The following is a 20,847-nucleotide window of genomic DNA, read 5'->3' on the forward strand; positions in this document are numbered from 1 at the left end:
CCACGGACAAGCGGCGGGCACGCCATGCCAAGCCGGGCCGTCGGCACCGGCCGCACTCTGGGATGGACACAGCACTCGATGAGGAGGACTCGATGGAGACCCTGCAGACCACGGATTCCCTGCTGGATGCGATCGCGGCGGCGCCGGGGGCGCCCGGGCAGGAGCTGTTCGATCCGGCCACCGGCGAGCTCGTCGGTGTCGCGCCGGTGCACGGGCTGGCCGAGCTCGAGGCTGCGATCGACGCGGCGAAGGCGGCCCAGCCGGCCTGGGCCGCGGCCGGGCATGAGGCCCGCTCGGCCGCGCTGGTCGCGGCGGCGGACGCGGTCGAGGCCCGCGCCGAGGAACTGGCCCGGATCCTCTCCCGCGAGCAGGGCAAGCCCCTCAACGGCCCCAACGCCCGCTTCGAGGTCGGCGCCTGCGCGGCATGGCTCCGTGCCGCCGCCGCCACCGCCCTGGAGCCCGAGACGGTCGTCGACGACGGCACCACCCGCGCCGTGCTCCACTACCGGCCCCTGGGCATCGTCGGGGCCATCGGCCCCTGGAACTGGCCCATGATGATCACCGTCTGGCAGATCGCCCCCGCCCTGCGCATGGGCAACGCCGCCATCGTCAAGCCCTCCAGCTACACCCCCCTGTCCGTCCTGGCCCTCATCCGCGTCATCAACGAGGCCCTCCCCGACGGCATCCTCACCGTCGTCGCCGGCGACCGGCAGGTCGGCTCCGCCCTCGCCGGGCACCCCGCCGTCGCCAAGGTCATGTTCACCGGCTCCACCGGCGCCGGCAAGGCCATCATCCGCTCCAGCGCGGACACCGTGAAGCGCCTCACCCTCGAGCTCGGCGGCAACGACGCCGGCATCGTCCTGCCCGACGCCGACCCGCACGCGATCGCCGAGGGCATCTTCTGGGGCGCCTTCATCAACACCGGCCAGACCTGCGCCGCCCTCAAGCGCCTCTACGTCCACACCGACCTCTACGACCAGGTCTGCACCGCCCTCACCGACTACGCCCGCACCGTGCCCATGGGCCCGGGCCTGGACGAGGCCAACCTCCTCGGTCCCCTGCAGAACGCCTCCCAGCACGCCATCGTCAAAGACCTCGTCCAGGCCGCCAAGGACTCCGGCGCCCGCATCCTCCTCGGCGGCAACCCCGCAGGGGACCAGGCCGGCTACTTCTACCCCACCACCTTGGTCGCCGACATCGACAACACCAACCCCCTCGTCACCGAGGAGCAGTTCGGCCCCGCCCTGCCCATCATCAGATACACCGACCTCGACGACGCCGTGCAGATGGCCAACGCCCTTGAGGTCGGCCTCGGCGCCTCCGTCTGGGCCACCGACACCGACGCCGCCCGTGAGGTCGCCCACCGCCTCGAAGCCGGCACCGTCTGGATCAACGCCCACGGCACCGTCCACCCCATGGCCCCCTTCGGCGGCGCCAAGCAATCCGGCTACGGCCTCGAATTCGGCACCGAAGGACTCAAGGCCCTTGGCCAACCCCAGGTCATCCACGGATAGACATCGCCATTGAGGAATATACGCGCTGAGATATGCTGCGTAAGCCATATCTAAGTCCCAGAGGGGTGCCGACGCCGCGTCGGCACCCCCTCTGGCGCCTCGTGCAGAGGAGCGCCCGGGCGGCCCCGTCCACTAGGCTTGATCTACCGGATTCGGCAGGGCGAGGAGGGGCACAGGGTGGCCGAGAGCGACACGGGGCGAGACCCCGTCCTCGTCGGCGGCAGGTACCGGCTCCTCGAGCTCGCTGGCAGCGGGGCGATGGCCACCGTCCACCGGGCCCGGGACGAAGTCCTGGGCCGCGACGTGGCGGTCAAGACCTTCCGCGCCCACGCCTCCGACCCCCGTCGTGAGGAGCGCCGGCGCAGCGAGATGCAGGTCCTCGCCCGCCTCAACCACCCCAGCCTCGTCCGGCTCTACGACGCCGGCACCGACGCGCAGGACGACGGCACCCACCACGTGGCCTACCTGGTCATGGAGTTCGTCCACGGCACCGACCTGCGGAAGCGGCTCGCCTCAGGCCCGCTCACGCCCGACGACGTGCGGCAGCTCGGTCTCGACCTCGCCGGCGCGCTGGCCTGCGTGCATTCGCTCGGGATCGTGCACCGCGACATCAAGCCGGCCAACATCCTCGTCCCCGACGCCGGACCGGGGCGGCGCCTGCCCGCGAAGCTGACTGACTTCGGGATCGCCCGGCTGACCGACGCGTCCCGGCTCACGGTGACGAACACGACGATCGGCACCGCCAACTACCTCAGTCCCGAACAGGCCCGCGGCGAGAAGGTCGGGCCCGCGTCGGACATCTACTCCCTCGGCTTGGTGCTGCTCGAATGCCTCAAGGGGTCGATGGAATTCACAGGCGGCGCGGTGGAGGCCGCCGTGGCCCGGCTCCTGCGCTCCCCCAGGATCCCCGAGGACCTGGGCGAGCCCTGGGCACCTCTGCTGGCCCGGATGACGGCGCGCGACGCCGCAGACCGCCCGACCGCAGCCGAGATCCTGGGCGTCCTCCGCGGTGAGCTTCCGGCCGCCGGCGCCGTCCCGGCGCAGGGCGGCCCTACCGAGGTCCTCCCTGCCGAGTCAGTCCCTTCGCCGACCCGCGTGCTCCCCGCCGGGGACAGCCGGCCCACCACGGCCCGAACTCCCGTGGTCGGGCAGGACGTCTCGACGGCGCGCTGGGCAGCCGCGCCTGTCGGCCAGCCGAAGACGCCTCCGGCCGGCGCGAGGGCTGGCGGGCGGCGGGGCACTCAGGGCAAGGCGCTGGTGAGGGCGGCGATCGTCGTCGGAATCATTGCCACGCTGCTGGTGGTGGTGCCCTTGGCGCTCCGCGCGGCGATGATGCCGTCCCCGCCGGCCCAGCCAGTGCCCGCATCCCCAACTGCGCCTGCCGGCGGCCCCTCTGCGGATCCCGCGGCCACCGACCCCGGTCTGACGACGCCCGCGACCTCGTCGCTGCCCAGCCCGAGGCCGGGGAAGACCAAGGGCAAGGAGAGGAAGCCCCTCGAAGCTCCGCTGCAGGGCGGCGCTGGAGGCTAGCACCCAGGCCGCCGCCCGTCCGCGTACCCAAAACGTCGGATCCGCGACGAGATGCGTACCCGAAACGGGTTGGGGGGGCTAGGGGGTCTGGCCCGGGATGGGGGCGCCGCTCGGGAGCCCGGCCGCAACGTAGCCGTCGTAGAGCGTTCGCCAGTCGAGCGAATCCTCGGCCGCGCCGGCATCCGGGCCGCCGGCGCTCGGCCCGGAGGAGCGGGAACCGCCGAGCCTCTTCTCCAGCTCGCCGAGGCAGACGTGCCAGCCCGCGGCGTTGCGCGCGGCCGTCGCGGAGTCGGCGAGCCAGTTGCGCAGCGTGAGCTCCGCGGCGGCGTCGGTCCCCTCGACCACGAGCTCCATCAGGTCGCCGCCCCAGGCGAACGCCCATCGGTTCGGCGGCTCCCAGTCGAGGATCCTTCCGCTGCTCGGCTCCGCGTTCGGGTCGCCGCTGAAGGACACGAGCCCGGCGTCGGGGTCAAGCGCCACGCGCGAGGGGAACCAGCCGTCGAGCCCGTCGGCGGTGGCGACGGCCTCCCACAGGTCCCCGGCGCCGGTCTCGTAGGACCGGACGAACGTCACCAGGCCGCGCCCCTCGATCTCGGCGTACTGGCCGTCAAGCTCTTCCATGTCGCGCTCCGTAACATACCCCAGGACGGATACAAGCGGGGTGAGGTGGTGTGCAGCGGTTCAGTGCCGGTAGATCCCGCGGACGATCAGGTCGAAGAGCCGGTCCGGGAGGACCTTCCGCAGCGCCAGGAGGGGCCGGGCCCCCGCTCCGACGCGGTACCGCGGCAGCGGGTGACGGGCCTCGACAGCCTGGAGGATGGCACCCGCCACGACCTGCGGGGGAGATGCCATTCCGGGCATATACGCGGTCTTCATGACGGCGGCCACGCGCCGCGCTCCCCTGGCGTAGGGACCTCGTCCGGACACCTCGAGGAGGGAGCCGCGGGCGATCGAGCTCCATTCGGACCGGATCGCGCCGGGCTGGACCACCACGACGCGGACGCCGAAGGGCCGCAGCTCGATCCGGAGGGAGTCGGAGAGCCCCTCCACCGCGAACTTGGTCGCGTGGTACCAGGAACCGAGGGGCTCGTAGAACTGGCCACCCATGGAGGACACGTTCACGATCGTCCCCGAGCGGCGTTCCCGCATGCCCGGCAGCACGAGCTGGGTCAGGCGCGCAAGGCCGAAGACGTTGACCTCGAACTGGCGGCGGGCCTCCTCGAGCGGCACTTCCTCGAGGGCGCCGAAGGAGCCGTAGCCGGCGTTGTTGACCAGCACGTCCACGCGGCCCGTCTCGCCGAGGACCTTCCGGACGCCGTCGGTGAGCGAGGCGTCGTCGGTGACGTCGAGCGCGAGGAGGCGCGCGCCGTCGTGCGCGAGGGCCTCCATCCGCTCCACGCGCCGCGCCGCGGCGTAGACGGTGTATCCAGCTCCGAGGAGGGCGCGCACGGCGGCCTCGCCGATCCCGCTCGAAGCGCCTGTGACGAGAGCAACCTGCATGCGGCCACGCTACCCTGAGGCAGCGTCGAAAGGACACGCCATGGATCTGCCTGGGACGATGCGCGCCGCGTTCATCCGCGCGACCGGTGGCACGGACCGGATCGAGGTCGGCGAGCTCCCCACGCCCCGGCCGGGTCCCACCGATGTCCTCGTGGAGTTCGAGGCGAGCGCCGTCAACCACGTGGACACCTTCGTCCGCTCCGGGGCGTATCGGACCGCGCTGGCCTTCCCGTTCGTGATCGGGCGGGACCTCGTGGGCACCGTGGCGGCCGCGGGCCCGGGGGCAGGTTTCGCCGCGGGGGAGCGGGTGTGGACCAACAGCCTCGGCCACGCGGGCCGGCAGGGCGCCTGGTCCGAGTACGCCGTGGTCGCGGCCGAGCGGCTGTACCGCCTGCCCGCGGGCGTGGGCGCCGAAGACGCCGCGGCAGCGCTGCATCCGACGGCGACGGCGCACCTCGGGCTGTTCCGCCGGGCCCGGCTCGCCGCCGGGGACACGGTGCTCGTGGGCGGCGCCGGCGGAGCGGTCGGCAGCGCGGCCGTCCGGCTCGCCGCGGCCGCCGGGGCGCGGGTGATCGCCACCGCTGCGCCGCGGGACCATGAGTGGGCCGCCTCGTGCGGCGCGGCGGAGGTGCTCGACTACCGGGATCCGGACCTGTCGGGACGGATCCGCGCGGCCGCGCCGGAGGGGATCGATGTGTGGCTCGACACGAGCGGGCACCACGACCTGCCCACGGTGGTCCCCCTGCTGCGGTCCGGCGGCACGATCGTGGTCATGGCGGGGCTCGCGGCTCAGACCCCGCTCCCTGTGGGCGCGCTCTACACCCGCGACGTGAGCATCCGGGGCTTCGCCATCAGCAATGCCTCAGTGGACGACCTCGCGGCTGCGTCGCGCGCGGTCAACCGACTTATGGCCAAGGGGCGGCCCGTGGTCCGCACGGCAGCGAAGCTGGCGCTCGACGACGCCGCCGAGGCCCACGCGCTCCAGGAGGGCCGCTCGCTCCGCGGGCGCATCGTCCTGGTGCGCTGACCCCGGGGGGCACCGAGGGCGGTGCGCCGGCCGAGGCGCCGACGGTGACCGCGCGGGCCCCGGGCCATGGTGGGAAGGGGGGCTCCCACCATGGCTCGGCGCCCCGCGGTCCCCCCCAAGGTGCCTCCCGGCACCTACGACACCCCATCGACGGGGTGCTCCTGCCTCAGGTGTCCCCTCCCATCATGAGATACCACGGGGGGTATGAACGCAATACCCGGTGGGGTACACTGGAAACTGCCTGCAGTGCAGGCTGTGCCAGAAGGAGGAACGCCGTGAATGTCGAACCCGAGTCGATGAGGGCCGCGATCAACCGCCTCAAGCGCGCCCAAGGCCAGCTCAACGCCGTGGTGCGCATGCTGGAGGAGGGCCAGGACTGCAAGGCGATCGTCACGCAGCTCTCGGCCGTCTCGAGCGCCGTGGACAAGGCCGGGTTCAGCATCATCGCGACCAACCTGCAGGAGTGCCTCGCCCACCCGGAGCGCGGCGGCGACGTGGCCGAACTGGAGAAGATGTTCCTCAGCCTCGCCTGAGCCGCGCCTGACCGGCCGTCCCGCCGCTCCCCGGCGCTCCCCGGCGGCCGGACCTCCCGGTGCGCCACGTGTGACAAGCTGGACCGCATGAGCCCCCGCTTCGCCGCCTCGTCCCGCTCGCAGGTGCCGCCCTTCGCAGTCATGGACATCTTGGCCCGCGTCGACGCGCTGAGGTCCCAGGGCCGCGACGTCGTGAGCCTGTGCGCGGGGGAGCCCTCCGGCGGAGCGCCGTCTGCCGTGTCGGCCAAGGCGGCGCAGGTCCACGCATCGGGCCGGGCCCTCACGTACACCCCGGCGCTCGGCACCGCCGAGCTGCGCGCAGCCATCGCCGAGCACTACCGCCGGTGGTACGGCCTCGCCGTGGATCCGGCCCAGGTCGCCGTCACCACGGGCTCCTCGGGCGCCTTCCTGCTCTCGTTCCTCGCCGCCTTCGAGGCCGGGGACCGGGTGGCGCTCGCCCGCCCCGGCTACCCCGCCTACCGCAACATCCTCGCCGCGCTCGGCTGCGAGGTCGTGGAGCTCGACGCCGGCCCGGGCTCCCGCTTCCAGCCCACCCCGGAGATGCTCGACGCCGCTGCCTCCGAGCGCGGTCCCCTCGCCGGCCTCGTGCTCGCCTCGCCCGCCAACCCGACCGGAACCATGGTGGACCGCGCCGAGCTCACCGCCCTCACGGACTGGTGCGCGGAGAACGGCGTCCGGCTCGTGAGCGACGAGATCTACCACGGCATCACCTACCCCGGTGCCGGCACGGCCTCCGACGCACACAGCCCGCGCGGCGTGTGCGCGTGGGAGCTGGACCGCGAGGCGATCGTGATCTCGAGCTTCTCGAAGTACTGGGGCATGACGGGGTGGCGGCTCGGCTGGATGCTCGTGCCGGACGAGCTCGTCGGCGCGGTGGACGCCCTCGCCGGGAATGTGGCCCTGTGCCCCCCGGCCCCGTCCCAGCTGGCGGCGGTCGAGGCGTTCTCGCCCGAGTCCTATGGCGAGGCGGACGCGTGGGTGGCCGGCTACGCCCGGACCCGGCAGACGCTGCTCGACGCGCTGCCGGCCCTCGGCTGGGGCCCGGCAGCCCCGGCCGACGGCGCGTTCTACCTCTACGCCGAGCTCGGCGACCAGCTCGGGCGGTTCGGCGATTCGCGCGAGTACGCCAGGGCGCTGCTCGAGGCCGAGGCAGTGGCGCTCGTGCCGGGCACCGACTTCGACGCGGTCCACGGGACGCGCGCGGTCCGCCTCTCCTTCGCCGCCGGCCAGACCGCGGTCGAGACGGCCATCGAGCGGATCCTGCGCTTCCAGGGCGCCTGAGTCAGAAGCTGGACGAGCTGCCCGAGCCGGAGAAGCTCCCTCCGCTGCTGCCGTAGCCGGTGCTCGAGGATGACCGGGCGGAGTCCACGGCCGAGTAGCCGGCGGCGATGCCGCTGTTGAAGCTCACGATGCTGATCACCGGAAGCTGCGGGTAGGCGACATCGAGGATGCTGCCCTGGGTCCGGTGCGTGCTGCGCCACGACCGCGTCGACGCCTCGAGCTTCCCGCGCATGAGGTCCCGCTCCTTCTGGTTCTTCGCATGCTCGTCGATCACGGCCTCCGCGTGCGCCCCCAACAGCGCACCGATCCGCTCGCGCTGGGCCTTGAGCCCGTCGAGGGCCGCCTCCGGGGTGAGCGATCCGTCCTCGAGCCCGGCCCCGAGCCGCTCGATCTCGGCCCTGGCGAGGCCGACGCCGGATTCCAGCGCCCTGGCGCTCTCGGAAGTGCCCGCGGTCGTCTTCGCCGCCAGCATGGCGTCCACGCCGTCGAGCTCACCGGTGAGGTCCTGGGTCTGTCGCTGCCACGCGGAGCGCCAGCTCGATCCCCGGTTCAGGATCGCGTTGGTGTCCGCGATCGCGTCGTCGAGTCCGTCGAGGGTCTGGGCGAGCTCCTCGTACTTCCGGGCCTCCTTCACGCTGGTCGACCTCGAGCGCTCCCGCGGCGTCATCAGGGTGAGGCGGTCCCGGAGCCTGGTGGCCTCGCGGTGCTTGGCCCGGAAGCCCTCCCACCGTTCGAGGACGAGGCCGCCGTAGGAGGACGAGGCGGGGATGGTCGAGGCGTTGAGCTCGGTCGTATCGAGCGCGAGGGTGACGGAGGAATAGGAGCGGTCCCCGGAGGAGAGTGCCTCCGCGAACTTCCGCCGCCGCCACGCCCGCACGCCCGCCCACGCGCCCGCTCCGCCGAGCACCGCGACGCCGGCGATCCCGCCGCCGATCATGGCTGCGGGGGAGAGGTACCAGGGCCGGCCGATCCGGGACGCCGCAGACTTCACGCCCGCGATCGTGCCGTCGGTCCACTGCGCCGCGCGGAAGAGTTCCTTCGTGTCGTCCTGGATCGCCTTCTGCTCGTCGAGGCTGACCTTGCGGTCCTCGCCGAAGTACGTCCCGACGTGCCGCCCGGTCGTGTCGAGGGCGAAGATGAACAGCCCGTCCGCCCACTTCTGCCCGTCGGGGCTGATCCACTCGGGGTGGTTGGCCCTCGCGTACCGCAGGACCTCCTCGTTGAGGTTGTCAGCGGCCGCGCCGGCACGCGTGAACACCACGACCTTCGTGGGCTCGTAGAAGGAGATCTTCGCCAGCGCCGGGTCGAGCTGGGGCCGGTAGAGGGCGCCGGCGGTATCCTCGACGACGACCTGGGTCGGCGGGACGGCGAGCGCCGCCGGCGCGGACACGAGCAGCACGCCCGAGGCGGCCGCCGCCCAGACGGCGATGAGCAGGAGGGCGGCGCCCCCGGCCATGAGCGCCCGGACAGCGCCCCGCACGAACCGTTCCACGGCATCCCCCTCCGCGCGGCCCGCGGTGGGCCGACGACGCCAGCCTACGCATCGCCGTCGTCCGCCTGCAGGGGAGAAGTCCCCCTACGCCTCGCCGGCGTGCCACCGCTCGAGGCGGGCCGCCACGGCCAGCAGACGGTCGTCGTCGTGCGGCGCGCCGACCAGCTGGATACCCACCGGGAGTCCCGAGGGTCCGGTGAGCAGCGGCAGGGACACGGTCGGGCAGCCCAGGAGCGTCCACGCTCGGCAGAAGACCGGGTCGCCGCTGCCGTCCTCGGCGGGGGGCGCCTCGCCGCGCGCGGCGGGGACGAGCAGCGCGTCGAGGTGCGGGAACACCGTGCCGAGCTCGCTCCGGCACTCGTGGGCGAGCTGCAGGGCCCGGCGGTAGTCCCGCTCCGGGATCGAGGCCCCGCGCTGCAGGAGCTCGGTCAGCCGGGGGCTCACGAGCGACCAGTTCCCCTCGCAGCGCGGGCCGAGGCTCCGTGCCGCCTCGTATTCCATGATGGTGTTCTGTGCCCCGACGAGGCCGGCGAAGCTCGCCGGCAGCTCGACGTCCTGGACATCGAACCCGGCGTCCCGCAGCCGCCGCTTCAGCTCGTCGATGCCGTCCCGCGTGGACCGCTCCGCCTGGTCCCACTCGGCGGGGCGGGCGAACCCGATCGTCGGCCGTGCTGCCGGCTCCGCCTCCGACGGGGCGGAGCGGTCGGAGCGCAGCACATCGAAGACCGCGGCCGCGGCCTCCACGTCGCGGGCCAGCAGGCCCACGGTGTCCAGCGTTCCGCTGACCGGGAGCACCCCGTCCCGGTCGATGGCTCCGAACGTCGGCTTGAATCCGACGATGCCGCAGAACGAGGCCGGGCGGGTGATCGAGCCGGCGGTCTGGGTGCCCAGGGCCACCGGAAGGAGGCCGGCGGCAACGGCCGCCGCGGAGCCGCTGGAGGAGCCTCCCGGAGTCCTGCCGGGATCGAGCGGATGGCGCGTGGGGCCGGCCTGGAACAGGGCGAACTCCGTGGTGACGGTCTTGCCCACGAGCAGGGCTCCCGCGGCCCGCAGAAGGCGCACCACGGCTGCGTCCCTCCCCGGCCGGTGCCCGCGGTAGATGGCTGAGCCGTACTCCGTGGGCAGGTCAGCGGTGTCGATGAGGTCCTTGATGCCCACGGGCAGGCCCCGCAGCGCCAGCCCCTCCGCCCCGGCCGCGTCCAGCCCGTGGGCAGCCCGGCGCACCGCCTCATCATCCAGGTGCGCGAACGCCCTCAGGGCCGGCTCCCGCTCCCGGATGGCCGCCAGCACGGACTCTGCGGCCTCGGCGATGCTGCTGGCCGGCTGCTGCTCAGACATGCGGCATGACCAGCATCGCGATGCCGAAGATGACGAAGCCGACCAGGAACGCGGCCACGGTGTAGCCCATGACCTTCCGGACGCTCAGCTTGGCGATCGCGAGCACCGGCAGCAGCCAGAACGGCTGGATCATGTTGGCCACCGCCTCACCGGCCGCGACGGACATGGAGACCTTGCCGAGGTAGGCCGGCGAGCTCTCGCCCAGCTGGCGCGCCGCCTCGACGGCGATGGGCCCCTGGACGCCCCAGTGGCCGCCGCCGGAGGGGACGAAGAGGGAGATGATGATGGACCCGAGGAAGTTCAGGAAGGGCAGGGTCGCGGTGGTCGCGCCGGCCACGATGGAGGCGGAGATGACCGCCTGCAGCGGCTTGGTGTGGGCGTCCGGTGCGTAGGCGAGCAGGCCCACGATCCCGCCGTAGAGCGGGTACTGCAGCAGGAGCGGGCCGCACGTCTTGGCCGCGTCCGTGAAGGCCCGGATGAAGCGGATGGGCGTCCCGTGCAGCAGCGCGGCGAGGATGGTGAAGAGCATCACCATGGAGGAGATGTTGAGGTTGAAGCCGCTGATGACGAAGTAGGCCGCTCCCGCGAGGAAGAGCAGGACGTTGAGGATCCACAGCCCCTCGAGCCGCTCGGCGAAGGAGCGGCGCGCGCCCGGCGCGGGGGCGGTGCGCGGCGAATCCTCGTCCATCGCGCCGGCGCCCAGGAGAGCGTCGCGGTCCACGTCGTCCGTCTCGTGCGGGGCCATCTTCCAGATCAGGAGCGCGAGCGCCGCGATGACCACGAGGACGGTCACCCAGCTGTAGGGCTGGAGGATGGTCAGATCGAGCGGCACGAGCTGGTGGGTCGCCGTGAAGATGACGTTGAGCTTGCTGGTCGGGTCGGTGTTGGCGAGGGCGATCGAGCTCGAGAACCCGTTGGTCCACAGCATGTACCCCATGTAGCCGGCCGCGATCATGTACCCGAAGTTGGCCGTAGAGAGCCGGGCGAAGATCCGGCGGCCGAGCAGCGCGCCGACCACGAGGCCCAGGCCCCAGTTGAGGATGTTCGCCACGGCGGCGGCCCCGAAGCACATGAGGGCGCCCTCGATCTGGTTCCGCGGCTTGGAGGCCAGCCAGATCAGGCCCCTCTTCACCGCCGGCGCCTCGGCGAGCGTGTAGCCGCTGACCAGGATCAGCACCATCTGCAGCGCGAACGTGAAGATGTTGTTGGTGCCCCAGACCCCCTGGTACCAGCCCTCGAGTATCCCCTTGGCCGACGCGTGCGGGACCCACAGCAGGATCATGGCCACCACGAGCAGGGTGAGGATGACCGCGAACAGGAACGGGTCCGGCATGAGCCGCTCGACGTAGCGGACGCAGAGGTCGGTGAAGCGCTGGATCAGGGTCTTCCGTGGGGGCGCCAGGGTGGTCGCGCCGTGCGCGCCGGTCTTCGGGGTGCTCGACATGGTGTTCCTCAGTGGTCAGGTCGGCGCGTCCCGCGCTCCGGGCTGCGTTGGCCGACAACGGGAAGCTACCACTTGGTAGGACCACATCAAGGCGCAACGCCGTGACGCGGATCACCCGTCAGGAGGCGAACTCCTCGGTGTCGACATCGGCCTGCGCCGCCGGCGAGTAGCGCGGTCCGGACACGGTGCGCTCGTTGACCAGCTCGTCCACGCCGGCGAGCACGTGAGCGGGGAGCTCGAGGGACCCCGCGGCGAAGTCCTCGTCGAGATGGTCCGCGCTGCGGGTGCCGGGCAGGGCGATGACGTGCTCGCCGCGGGAGAGGACCCAGGCGATGGCGAGCTGCGCGGGCGAGCACCCGGCCTCGCGCGCGAAATCGCCGAAGCGGTCCAGGAGGGCGAGGTTCGCGGGCCAGTGCTCGGCGTCGAACCGCGGCATCGATTGGCGCAGGTCCCAGTCCGGCAGCGCGGCGGGGTCGCGCAGCACTCCGCCGAAGGCACCGCGGCCCACCGGGCTGAAGGCGACGAACGCGACTCCCAGCTCGCGGCAGGCCTGCAGCGTGCCCAGCTCGGGGTTGCGGGTCCACGGCGAGTACTCGCTCTGCAGCGCGGCCACCGGGTGCTCGGCGTGGGCGCGCCGCAGCGTCTCCGCGCCGATTTCGGAGAGGCCGACGGCGCCGATCTTGCCCTCGCGGACCAGCTCGCCGAGCGCCCCGACGGACTCCTCGATGGGGACGGTGCGGTCCCAGCGGTGCAGGTAGTACAGGTCGATCTTCTCGGTGCGCAGGCGCGCGAGGGAGGCGTCGACATGGGCGCGCAGCGTCTCGGGGCGGCCGTCGATCACGCGGCGCCCGTCCTGCGAGGACATGCCGCCCTTGGAGGCGAGGAAGAACTCGTCGCGGCGGCCCGCGAGGGTCTCGCCGAGGAGCGTCTCGTTGGCGGTCGCGCCGTAGATGGTGGCGGTGTCGAAGTGGGCCACGCCGGCGTCGAGGGCGTGCAGGAGGAGCTTGGCGGCGTCCTCGCGGGAGGGCAGCGGGCCGTAGGACTGGCTCAGGTTCATCCAGCCGAAGCCCACGGGGCCGACGTCGGTTCCTGCGATCGTTCGTGGAGTTGAGGTCATCCCCCGATCCTTCCAGATCCGCCCGGCAGAACCCTCAAGGGGCCTACTCCGCCTGCTGCCCGCGCAGCCGCTCCATCTCGCGCCGGTCCTTCTTGGTGGGCCGGCCAGCGCCGCGGTCGCGCTGCGGCAGGCCGAGGAACGGCGCGGGCGGCCGCTCGGGCGTGTGGTCCGTGTAGCACCTCGAGGCCGCCTCGGCGCCGACCCGCTTGACGATCAGCACGTGCACCTCGAGGATCCGCTCGAATCCCGGCTGCCGGACCCGGATCGTGTCGCCCGGGACCACGGTCTGCGAGGCCTTGACCGGGTTGCCGTTGAGCCGGATGTGCCCCGCGCGGCAGGCGGCGGTGGCGGCAGAGCGCGTCTTGAAGGCGCGCACGGCCCACAGCCAGGAGTCGATCCTCACCGCTGAGGGGGACGATGCAGGTGCGTTGGAAGGAGGCATGGTGCCCAGCATCCTACCGGCGTATCGTCATGTGAATCGGGGGACGATCAAAGGAGCTCTGACATGCCTGACAAGCAGCCTCACCAGCCCGAAACCCACAAGAAACCGTCAAAGACCATCAAGGAGCAGCGCGCGGCGAAGAAGGCCAAGAGGGCCGTCGCCCTGGACTCCGATCCGGTGGCGCACCTGCGCAAGCCCCGCAGCAAGTAGTCACCACCACACACGGAAGCGGACGACGTCGGCCGGGAGGCCGCCGTCGTCCGCTTCCGTGTCTTTGGGGTGCTCCGCGGTCCCCTGTGCGCTACGAGCGGCCGGTCTGCAGGCCCGCGCGGGCCATCGCGTCGGCGTAGGCGCGGCCCATCTCGATGAGCCACTCGGTCTGGCGCTCCTTCGAGCCCGCGAAGGCGCGCCCGTGGAGGGCGCGGGCCTTGTAGACCTTGAGGCCGCGGCGCCAGATGAGCGGGTTGTCCGTCTTGAGGAGCATCTGCGCGAGGCGGTTCGCCTCGGTGCCGTGGGCCACGATCGCGGACACCCGCGGGACGGTCTTGAGGAACGTCAGCAGCGGCTTGAGCCCGGCGTGCAGCTGCTCGGGCGTGAGCTTGCCGTTGGCCTCGCCCGGGGTGAACCACGGGTAGGCATTCCACGGCATGATCCACTCCGGCCGCAGGCCCAGCTGGTACTGCAGGCCGAGCAGGCGGGTCGCGGCGGCGTCATCGCCGGCCCAGACGTAGCCGCGGGGGCTCGCCTCGCCGGTGTTGGAGAACAGGCTCACGATCCGGCACTCGTCGACGGAGTGCATGGGGTCGACGTAGGGGACCTCGAAGCCGGGGCGCAGCCGGCGCAGGAACTCCACGTGCTGGTTGACCGGGGCGATGTGGGGCGCGAAGTTGGGGTCGGCGGGCGCCGGATCCGCGGCGCCCACAGCCTCCTCCTCGGCCTGCGCGGGCTCCTCCTCCTGCGCCGAGGTCACCCCGGAGGGCGCGGCGAGCACGAGCTCGAGCTGCGCTGCGGCGCGCACCGCATCCTGTTCCGCGGCCGTCGACGCCTCCAGGGCGGCCTGGGCGGCCTGCTCCGCGGCGGATGCCTCGGCTGCGGCGGCCTTCGCCGCAGCGGCCTTGGCCACGGCGTGGGCCACCGCCTGCTTCGCCGCGGCGGCGGCCTCATCGGCGGCCGCCCGGGCCTTCTCGGCGGCGCGGCGGGCGGCGGCGACGACCTCGTCGGCCGCCGCGGCAGGAACCGGCTCGGCCGCAAAGGCGGGGGCCGGCTGGTGCGCGCGCGCCGGGGCAGGGGAAACCGGCGCAGCCGCAGCAGGGACAGCAGCCACCGAGACAGCAGCAGCCACCGGAGCGGGCGTCTGGCCGCCGGCGGCACGGCGCTCGGCGATCGTCGTCACGGTCACCTCGGACGCGGCCGGCCTGCCCTTGGCGGTGGCCCCCTTGGGTGCGGGCGATCCCGAGGACGCCTTGGCCGCCGCGGCCTTCTTCGGCGCGGCCTTGGCCCTCACGGGCTCCTCGTCGTCGTCCTCGTCGTCGTCGAAGATGCCTGCGAAGAGATCGTCCAGACCGTCGTCGTCCTCGTCCTCCGGGTCGGGGCTGTAGCCGAACCCCTCCTCGTACTTCGCGTCGAGCTCGGAGCGGAAGTCGGAGTCGAAGTCGTCGTAGTAGTCGGGCTCGGCCAAAGCGGTCATGAGGTCGGGGATCTCCTCTTTTCGGGCGCACGCCGTTTCCGGGCGCGATGGGGGGCTGCGTCCGTACCGGGCTGTCTTGTGGGGTGGCGAGCCGTGGGTGGCTCAGCTGTCCGAGTCTAGCAAGCTGCAGTTGGGCTTGGGGTCGCCCGCCGTTCACCTTCCACGGCGGAACGCGTAAGCTCGGGCCGTGGATGCGGACAACGCGCCGAACATCACACTCCGCCGCCTCGGACCGCACGACGCCGGCCGGCTCACCGCGGCCTCGGACCTCTTCGACGCTCCCATCACCGAAGCTGGCGCCCACGAGTTCCTCACCCGGCCGGGCCACCACCTGCTGCTCGCCGAGGACTCGGACGGCCGGGCGGTCGGGTTCGTCAGCGGCGTCGAGACCGCCCACCCGGACAAGGGCACCGAGATGTTCCTCTACGAGCTCGCCGTGGCGGAGGGCTGGCGCCGCCGCGGCGTGGCCTCGCACCTGGTCAACGCCCTCGCGGAGATCGCCCGCGAGGGCGGGTGCTACGGCATGTGGACGGCCGCGGAGCAGGGCAATGAGGCGGCCCTGGCCACGTACCGCTCCACGGGGGCACGCCTCGAGCCCGGGACCACCCTCGTCGTCTACGACCTCGCGTGAGGGCCCGCACATGGTCGCCCCGGTCAGCATCACGGGCCTGACGAAGACCTTCGGCAGGGTGCGCGCCCTCGACGGGCTGGACCTCGAGGTCCGCGAGGGCGAGGTCCTCGGCTTCCTCGGGCCCAACGGTGCGGGGAAGTCGACCACGCTCCGGATCCTCCTCGGCCTCCTCCGGGCCGAGGCCGGCCATGTCGAACTGCTCGGCGGGGATCCCTGGCGCGACGTCGTGCGCCTCCACCGGCGCATCGCCTACGTTCCCGGGGACGTGAGCCTGTGGCCCTCCCTCACGGGCGGGCAGGCCATCGACCTCATCGGACGCCTCCGCGGCGGCCTCGACGAGCCGCGCCGGGCCGAGCTCATCGCCACCTTCGAACTGGACCCGTCCAAGCGCGGCCGCGCCTACTCGAAGGGCAACCGGCAGAAGGTCGCGATCGTCGCCGCCCTCGCCTCCCGCGCGGAGCTCCTCATCCTCGACGAGCCCACGGCGGGCCTGGACCCGCTCATGGAGGCCCTGTTCCGCCAGGAGATCCGGCGGGAGAAGGCCGCGGGACGGAGCGTGCTGCTCTCGAGCCACATCCTCGCCGAGGTCGAGGCCCTCGCGGACCGCATCAGCATCGTCCGCCAGGGCCGGGTCATCGAGACCGGCACGCTCGAGCAGATGCAGGTCCGCGCCCGCACCAGCGTCGCCGCGACGCTAGCGGACGGCGCGGCCCGTCCCGACGCCCTCGCGGCGCTGCCCGGCGTCGCGGACCTGCGCATCGACGACGGCCGCGTGCGCTTCAGCGTCGACGGCGAGGGGCTCGGCCTCGCCATGAACGCCCTCGCCGCCCACGGCCTGCGCGCGCTGACGGTCACCCCTCCGAGCCTCGAGGACCTCTTCCTCCAGCACTACGGCGACCGCCTCCCGCCCGGCACCGAGGGGAAGGAGAGCGGGACGCACGACGCCGCCGCTCGCCGTCGTGCGCGGGGTCGCCACCGCGGCGGCTCGGGGCAGGAGCAGCCGTGAGCGGATTCGCGGGCACCGGGCGGCTGCTCCTGTTCGCGCTCCGGCTCGACCGGCTCCGGCTCGCACCCTGGGTCCTCATCATCACGCTCTTCCCGTTCAGCGTGTACAACAGCTACTCGACCGTGTTCTCGGGCCCCGACGAGGCGCGCTCGCTCGAGCAGACCCTGAGCACCAACCCGGCGTTCATGCTCCTCCTCGGCCCCGCGGACCGCCTGGACGACCCCTTCGGCTTCACGACGTGGCGCATGCAGGTCTTCGGCATGTTCTTCGCCGCGCTCATGGCCGTCTTCGCGGTCACCCGGCACGCGCGGGCCGCCGAGGACACCGGGCAGGCCGAGCTCATCGACTCGGGGGCCGTGGGCCAGCACGCGCGCCTCGCCGCCGCGGTCCTGCTCGCGTGGATCGCCTCCGCGGCCGTGGCCCTCGTGATCGGTGGCACCCTCGCGGTGTCCGGCGCCCGCGCACAGGAGTCCTTCGCACTCGGGGCGCTCATCGGCGGAGTGGGAGTCACGTTCGCGGGCATTGCCGCGGTCACCTGCCAGATCGGCTCGTATGCCCGCACGGCCAACACGCTCGCGGCGACGATCCTGGTCCTCGCCTACGTGGTGCGCGGGCTCGCGGACACCCTCACGGGAGGGGAGTGGGCCCTGTGGACGAGCCCGCTGGGCTGGGCGGAGCTCGTGCGGCCGGCCACGGAGCTCAGCCCGGCGCCGCTCGCCCTCCTCGTCGCAGCGGGCGCCGCGGCGGCAGGAGTCGGGGCGTGGCTGGCCGGCCAGCGGGACTACGGCGCCGGACTGGTCCACGAGCGTCCGGGGCCCACCCGGTGGCGCGCGGGGGTGTGGGGGCACACTGCCGCCCTCTACCGGGCGCCGACCCTGACCTGGACGGCCGCCTTCGTGTTCCTCGGCTTCGTCTACGGGCTCGTGACCGGGACGCTGCGGGACTTCTACGAGGGCAACGCCTTCATCCGCCAGCTCCTCGCCGCGCACGCGGCGACGGAGGCGGACCTGACCTTCACGTTCGTCTCGCTGCTCCTCCTCATCCTGGCGCTGACCGGGGCCGTCCTCGGGATCCAGGTCGCCGCGCGGTTCGCCGCCGAGGAAGAGGAGGGCCGCGCCGAGTGGCTCCTCTCCACCGCCGTCTCGCGGCAGGGCTACTTCGTCCCCACGGCCGTGGCCGCGCTCCTCGCGCCCTCGGCCACCTTCGCGGTGGGCGGCGCCGTGCTCGCGGCGACCTCCGATGCGACGGGGGCCCCGATCGGCGCCGGCGACATCGTGCGCCAGACCCTCGCGACCCTCCCGGCGCTGTGGCTCGCGACCGCCGCCGGACTCGCGCTGGTCGGTGCCGCCCCGCTGCTGCGGTGGATCGCGTGGCTCCTCCTGGTGTACTGGCTCCTCGTCACGGTCTTCGGCCCGGTGCTCAAGGCACCGGACTGGCTGCTGGACACCAGCCCGTTCCATGTCATCCCCCGCGTCACGGCGGCCGACGCCGACTGGGCACCCGTCGCCTGGATCCTCGCCATCACCGCCGCTCTCCTCGCGGCGGCCGTCCTCGGCTACCGGGCGCGGAGCATCCGCGGCGCCTGAGCCGTTCCGCGCCTGTCCGATGCGCCCACCTTCTGGAAGAATTGGCGCCCTCCCCGCGTTGGACTCCGCATCGGCTCCTGCGCCGGGCGTGCCCCGTGGGCCGCCGCACCCCTGTCCTTCCCTGAAGCACCTCAGGAGAACCCTTGCCTTCCGCACCCGAGCACCCCTCGCCGTCGGCCGCCGCACACCCCGCGGCGCCGCGCCAGGCTCATCCCATCAGCCCGGAGAGCCGGCTCATCGTGACCGTGCTGGTCATCGCGGCCTTCGTGGTGATCCTCAATGAGACGATCATGAACGTCGCGCTGCCGCGGCTCATGGCCGAGCTGCACGTCGACGCGCCCACGGTCCAGTGGCTCTCGACCGCGTTCATGCTGACGATGTCCGTGGTCATCCCGACCACCGGCTTCCTGCTCCAGCGGCTGTCCACCCGCGCCGTGTACATCCTGGCGATGAGCCTGTTCAGCACCGGGACGCTGCTCGCCGCGCTGGCCCCGGGCTTCGGCGTGCTGCTGCTCGCCCGCGTGGTCCAGGCGTGCGGCACGGCGATCATGATGCCGCTGCTGATGACGAGCGTCCTCACCCTGATCCCCGTCCCGCGGCGCGGCCAGGTCATGGGCACCGTCAGCATCGTCATCTCGGTGGCTCCCGCCGTGGGACCCACCCTCTCCGGGCTGATCCTGCAGTTCCTGTCCTGGCGGTTCATGTTCCTCGCCGTGCTGCCGATCGCCATCGCCGCGCTGCTGTTCGGCGCCGCGAAGCTGCGGGGGGCGGCCGGCGGCGAGCGGAGCTCCCTCGACGCCCTCTCCGTGGTGCTGTCGGTGCCGGCCTTCGGCGGCGTGGTGTACGGACTGAGCCAGCTGGGCGGCGAGGGATCGGGCGGCCTCGGCCCCGTGGCGCCCCTCCTCGTCGGCGCCGCCGCGCTGGCGGCCTTCGTGCTCCGCCAGCTCGCGCTGCAGCGCTCCGGCTCACCGCTGCTGGACCTGCGCGCGTTCGCGTACCCCATGTACACGGTCGCCACGGCGCTGCTCATGGTCGGCATGATGGCGCTGTTCGGCGTCGTCATCCTCCTGCCGCTCTACCTCCAGCAGCTGCGCGGGCTCGACACACTCGGGACCGGCCTGCTCCTCCTGCCGGGCGGCCTGGTCATGGGGCTCCTCGCCCCCACCGTGGGCCGCTGGTTCGACCGGGTCGGCCCGGTGCCGCTGACGCTGACGGGGACGTCCCTCATCACCGCGGTCCTCGGGGCGCTGGCGTTCATCACCGCCGAGACGTCGGTGTGGCTGGTCATGGGCCTGCACATCGTCCTGTCCCTCGGGCTCGCCTTCCTGTTCACCCCGACGTTCACGAGCGGGCTGAACCCGCTGCCGCCGCGGCTGTACAGCCACGGCTCGGCGATCCTGAGCACGCTGCAGCAGGTGGCCGGGGCCGCCGGAACGGCGCTCCTCGTGGCGGTGATGGCGGGGACGGCGCACGCAGCCAGCGCGTCCATGCCCGCCGCCGACGCGGCCATGGCGGGCTTCCACGCCGCGTTCCTGGTCGCTGCCGCCGCCGGCGTCGCCGCGATCGTGCTCGCTGCCTTCCTCCGCAACCGGCCTGCGGAGGCGGCGGGGGACCACGGCCCGTCCGGGCCGGACGGGCAGGCCGAGCCCCAGGGCGCGGGCACGGAGCCGCGGCAGGCCGTCTGACGAATACGCCGAATGGCATATGCTGTTTGAGGCATAGAGAGTCAGGGGGCTGAGAAGCCGCCGTCCGCGTGGATCAGCTGGCCGTTCACCCAGCCCCCCGGGCCGCTCAGGAGGAAGGCCACGACGCCGGCGACGTCGGCCGGGGTGCCGAGGCGTCCCCAGGGCTGCCGGACGCTCAGGGCAGCCCGCGTCGCGTCGTCCATCCAGCCGGTGTCTACCGGTCCCGGGTTGAGGGCGTTGGCCGCGATGCCCTGCGGCGCGAGCTCCCGCGCGGCCGCCATGACGATGCGGTCGAGCGCGCCCTTGCTTGCCCCGTAGGGCATGTTCCCGACCGTGTGGTCGGAGGTGAGCGCGACGATGCGCCCGACGCCGTGCCACTCAGTGGGGAACTGCTGGGCGTAGGCCCGGATGAGGAGCCAGGAGGCCCTGGCGTTCACCGCGAAGTGCCGGTCGAAGGATTCGGGTCGAGTGTCGAGCAGCGCCGAATCGACCGACTCCGCGTGGCTGAGGACGAGCGCCCTCACCGGCCGGTCCCTCCCGGCCTCTGCCAGGAGGCGCTCAGGCGTTGCGGGATCCGTCAGATCCGCCTCGATCGCGGCCACCGAGGCACCGAGCCCGCGCAGCTCGTGGGCGATGGCCTCGGTGTCCCCGGCGCGGACGCCCCAGGGCATGCGGCCGTCGTAGGCGCTCCAGTAGGAGAGGGCGAGGTCCCATCCCTGGCGCGCGAGCTCGCGTGCGATCCCGGCTCCGATTCCGACCGTGCGCCCCACGCCCGTGACGAGGGCGACGGGCCGGTCACCGCCCGTTGGCGGCCGTCCGTCCGGGCTGGGCTCCATCACGCCATGCTAGCCGGAGGGTTGTGCCCGGAGCGGGGACCGCGAGGGGAGCTGTACCCGGAACGGCGAAAGTGCGACGAGATACGTACCCGAAACGGGCGGGGCGGGGTTGTTCACCGGGTGTGCACAGCAGGCGCCGAATTATCCACAGGCTGTGGGAAAACCGGTGGATACTCC

General features: G+C 72.9%; 19 protein-coding genes. 10 read left to right on the plus strand and 9 right to left on the minus strand.

Annotated features, from left to right (window positions below):
- Positions 1–101 precede the first annotated feature (101 nt).
- Both ACVWWH_RS11065 and ACVWWH_RS11070 read left to right on the plus strand, forming a co-directional pair.
- The gene (locus ACVWWH_RS11065; RefSeq protein ID WP_457316693.1) at positions 102–1,514 is read left to right on the plus strand and encodes an aldehyde dehydrogenase family protein; all 1,413 of its coding nucleotides are present in this window, start codon (positions 102–104) and stop codon (positions 1,512–1,514) included.
- Positions 1,515–1,691: 177 nt separating this feature from the next.
- Positions 1,692–3,044 (plus strand): protein kinase domain-containing protein, encoded by a 1,353-nt coding sequence (locus ACVWWH_RS11070; RefSeq protein ID WP_457316617.1) that lies wholly within the window; start codon positions 1,692–1,694, stop codon positions 3,042–3,044.
- Positions 3,045–3,122: 78 nt separating this feature from the next.
- Here ACVWWH_RS11070 and ACVWWH_RS11075 read toward each other — a convergent pair whose 3' ends face one another.
- Complete coding sequence (locus ACVWWH_RS11075; RefSeq protein WP_066494160.1) at positions 3,123–3,665, minus strand: SRPBCC family protein; 543 nt, start codon at positions 3,663–3,665, stop codon at positions 3,123–3,125.
- 60 nt (positions 3,666–3,725) lie between these two features.
- The gene (locus tag ACVWWH_RS11080) at positions 3,726–4,544 is read right to left on the minus strand and encodes an oxidoreductase (RefSeq protein ID WP_457316618.1); all 819 of its coding nucleotides are present in this window, start codon (positions 4,542–4,544) and stop codon (positions 3,726–3,728) included.
- 40 nt (positions 4,545–4,584) lie between these two features.
- Between ACVWWH_RS11080 and ACVWWH_RS11085 the strand changes: the two genes are divergently transcribed.
- The 3 genes from ACVWWH_RS11085 to ACVWWH_RS11095 all read left to right on the plus strand — a co-directional run bounded on the left by ACVWWH_RS11085 (position 4,585) and on the right by ACVWWH_RS11095 (position 7,406).
- Positions 4,585–5,571 carry a zinc-binding dehydrogenase gene (locus ACVWWH_RS11085; RefSeq protein ID WP_457316619.1) on the plus strand — a complete coding sequence of 329 codons (987 nt, stop codon included), beginning with the start codon at positions 4,585–4,587 and terminating at the stop codon, positions 5,569–5,571.
- A 296-nt stretch (positions 5,572–5,867) separates the two neighbouring features.
- Positions 5,868–6,104: a metal-sensitive transcriptional regulator gene (locus tag ACVWWH_RS11090; RefSeq protein ID WP_141305463.1), complete on the plus strand. Its 237-nt coding sequence runs from the start codon at positions 5,868–5,870 to the stop codon at positions 6,102–6,104.
- An 87-nt stretch (positions 6,105–6,191) separates the two neighbouring features.
- On the plus strand, positions 6,192–7,406 hold the full coding sequence (locus ACVWWH_RS11095; RefSeq protein ID WP_457316620.1) for an aminotransferase class I/II-fold pyridoxal phosphate-dependent enzyme: 1,215 nt from the start codon (positions 6,192–6,194) through the stop codon (positions 7,404–7,406).
- Between the two features lies 1 nt (position 7,407).
- On the opposite strand, the gene ACVWWH_RS11100 is transcribed toward ACVWWH_RS11095, so the two are convergent.
- From ACVWWH_RS11100 to ACVWWH_RS11120, 5 genes are all read right to left on the minus strand, one after another.
- Positions 7,408–8,898, minus strand: a complete 1,491-nt coding sequence (locus ACVWWH_RS11100) for a DUF5129 domain-containing protein (RefSeq protein WP_457316621.1) — start codon at positions 8,896–8,898, stop codon at positions 7,408–7,410.
- Positions 8,899–8,982: 84 nt separating this feature from the next.
- Entirely contained in the window at positions 8,983–10,236 is a 1,254-nt protein-coding gene (locus ACVWWH_RS11105; RefSeq protein WP_457316622.1) for an amidase, read from the minus strand.
- Positions 10,229–11,680, minus strand: coding sequence for a TIGR00366 family protein (locus tag ACVWWH_RS11110; RefSeq protein ID WP_066494144.1), 1,452 nt, complete (start codon positions 11,678–11,680; stop codon positions 10,229–10,231). The genes ACVWWH_RS11105 and ACVWWH_RS11110 overlap by 8 nt, the downstream gene beginning before the upstream one ends.
- Positions 11,681–11,798: 118 nt before the next feature.
- Positions 11,799–12,797 carry an aldo/keto reductase gene (locus tag ACVWWH_RS11115; protein WP_457316623.1) on the minus strand — a complete coding sequence of 333 codons (999 nt, stop codon included), beginning with the start codon at positions 12,795–12,797 and terminating at the stop codon, positions 11,799–11,801.
- Positions 12,798–12,840: 43 nt separating this feature from the next.
- Positions 12,841–13,239, minus strand: a complete 399-nt coding sequence (locus tag ACVWWH_RS11120) for an RNA-binding S4 domain-containing protein (RefSeq protein ID WP_066494139.1) — start codon at positions 13,237–13,239, stop codon at positions 12,841–12,843.
- A 63-nt stretch (positions 13,240–13,302) separates the two neighbouring features.
- Between ACVWWH_RS11120 and ACVWWH_RS11125 the strand changes: the two genes are divergently transcribed.
- Positions 13,303–13,449, plus strand: coding sequence for a hypothetical protein (locus tag ACVWWH_RS11125; RefSeq protein WP_169803024.1), 147 nt, complete (start codon positions 13,303–13,305; stop codon positions 13,447–13,449).
- A 91-nt stretch (positions 13,450–13,540) separates the two neighbouring features.
- Here ACVWWH_RS11125 and ACVWWH_RS11130 read toward each other — a convergent pair whose 3' ends face one another.
- Positions 13,541–14,038 (minus strand): uracil-DNA glycosylase family protein, encoded by a 498-nt coding sequence (locus tag ACVWWH_RS11130; protein ID WP_229710925.1) that lies wholly within the window; start codon positions 14,036–14,038, stop codon positions 13,541–13,543.
- A gap of 1,075 nt (positions 14,039–15,113) precedes the next feature.
- Here ACVWWH_RS11130 and ACVWWH_RS11135 point away from each other — a divergent pair.
- The 4 genes from ACVWWH_RS11135 to ACVWWH_RS11150 all read left to right on the plus strand — a co-directional run bounded on the left by ACVWWH_RS11135 (position 15,114) and on the right by ACVWWH_RS11150 (position 19,834).
- Positions 15,114–15,557: a GNAT family N-acetyltransferase gene (locus ACVWWH_RS11135; RefSeq protein WP_457316624.1), complete on the plus strand. Its 444-nt coding sequence runs from the start codon at positions 15,114–15,116 to the stop codon at positions 15,555–15,557.
- Positions 15,558–15,567: 10 nt separating this feature from the next.
- On the plus strand, positions 15,568–16,563 hold the full coding sequence (locus ACVWWH_RS11140) for an ATP-binding cassette domain-containing protein (protein ID WP_457316625.1): 996 nt from the start codon (positions 15,568–15,570) through the stop codon (positions 16,561–16,563).
- Positions 16,560–18,149, plus strand: coding sequence for an ABC transporter permease (locus tag ACVWWH_RS11145; protein ID WP_457316626.1), 1,590 nt, complete (start codon positions 16,560–16,562; stop codon positions 18,147–18,149). Before ACVWWH_RS11140 ends, ACVWWH_RS11145 begins: the two co-directional genes overlap by 4 nt.
- Positions 18,150–18,292: 143 nt before the next feature.
- Complete coding sequence (locus tag ACVWWH_RS11150) at positions 18,293–19,834, plus strand: DHA2 family efflux MFS transporter permease subunit (RefSeq protein WP_457316627.1); 1,542 nt, start codon at positions 18,293–18,295, stop codon at positions 19,832–19,834.
- 41 nt (positions 19,835–19,875) lie between these two features.
- Here ACVWWH_RS11150 and ACVWWH_RS11155 read toward each other — a convergent pair whose 3' ends face one another.
- A complete protein-coding gene (locus ACVWWH_RS11155) occupies positions 19,876–20,670 on the minus strand; it encodes an SDR family oxidoreductase (protein WP_457316628.1) in 795 nt (264 codons plus the stop codon).
- Between the last annotated feature and the right edge of the window lie 177 nt (positions 20,671–20,847).

The organism is Sinomonas sp. RB5 (assembly GCF_054063535.1).

What these genes read in the sequence shown, in the direction of transcription:
- ACVWWH_RS11075 (WP_066494160.1), bottom strand. Translation starts at nt 3,665, where the DNA reads ATGGAAGAGCTTGACGGCCAGTACGCCGAGATCGAGGGGCGCGGCCTG.
- ACVWWH_RS11080 (WP_457316618.1), bottom strand. Translation starts at nt 4,544, where the DNA reads ATGCAGGTTGCTCTCGTCACAGGCGCTTCGAGCGGGATCGGCGAGGCC.
- ACVWWH_RS11085 (WP_457316619.1), top strand. Translation starts at nt 4,585, where the DNA reads ATGGATCTGCCTGGGACGATGCGCGCCGCGTTCATCCGCGCGACCGGT.
- ACVWWH_RS11090 (WP_141305463.1), top strand. Translation starts at nt 5,868, where the DNA reads ATGAGGGCCGCGATCAACCGCCTCAAGCGCGCCCAAGGCCAGCTCAAC.
- ACVWWH_RS11095 (WP_457316620.1), top strand. Translation starts at nt 6,192, where the DNA reads ATGAGCCCCCGCTTCGCCGCCTCGTCCCGCTCGCAGGTGCCGCCCTTC.
- ACVWWH_RS11105 (WP_457316622.1), bottom strand. Translation starts at nt 10,236, where the DNA reads ATGTCTGAGCAGCAGCCGGCCAGCAGCATCGCCGAGGCCGCAGAGTCC.
- ACVWWH_RS11110 (WP_066494144.1), bottom strand. Translation starts at nt 11,680, where the DNA reads ATGTCGAGCACCCCGAAGACCGGCGCGCACGGCGCGACCACCCTGGCG.
- ACVWWH_RS11115 (WP_457316623.1), bottom strand. Translation starts at nt 12,797, where the DNA reads ATGACCTCAACTCCACGAACGATCGCAGGAACCGACGTCGGCCCCGTG.
- ACVWWH_RS11120 (WP_066494139.1), bottom strand. Translation starts at nt 13,239, where the DNA reads ATGCCTCCTTCCAACGCACCTGCATCGTCCCCCTCAGCGGTGAGGATC.
- ACVWWH_RS11125 (WP_169803024.1), top strand. Translation starts at nt 13,303, where the DNA reads ATGCCTGACAAGCAGCCTCACCAGCCCGAAACCCACAAGAAACCGTCA.
- ACVWWH_RS11130 (WP_229710925.1), bottom strand. Translation starts at nt 14,038, where the DNA reads ATGCACTCCGTCGACGAGTGCCGGATCGTGAGCCTGTTCTCCAACACC.
- ACVWWH_RS11140 (WP_457316625.1), top strand. Translation starts at nt 15,568, where the DNA reads ATGGTCGCCCCGGTCAGCATCACGGGCCTGACGAAGACCTTCGGCAGG.
- ACVWWH_RS11155 (WP_457316628.1), bottom strand. Translation starts at nt 20,670, where the DNA reads ATGGAGCCCAGCCCGGACGGACGGCCGCCAACGGGCGGTGACCGGCCC.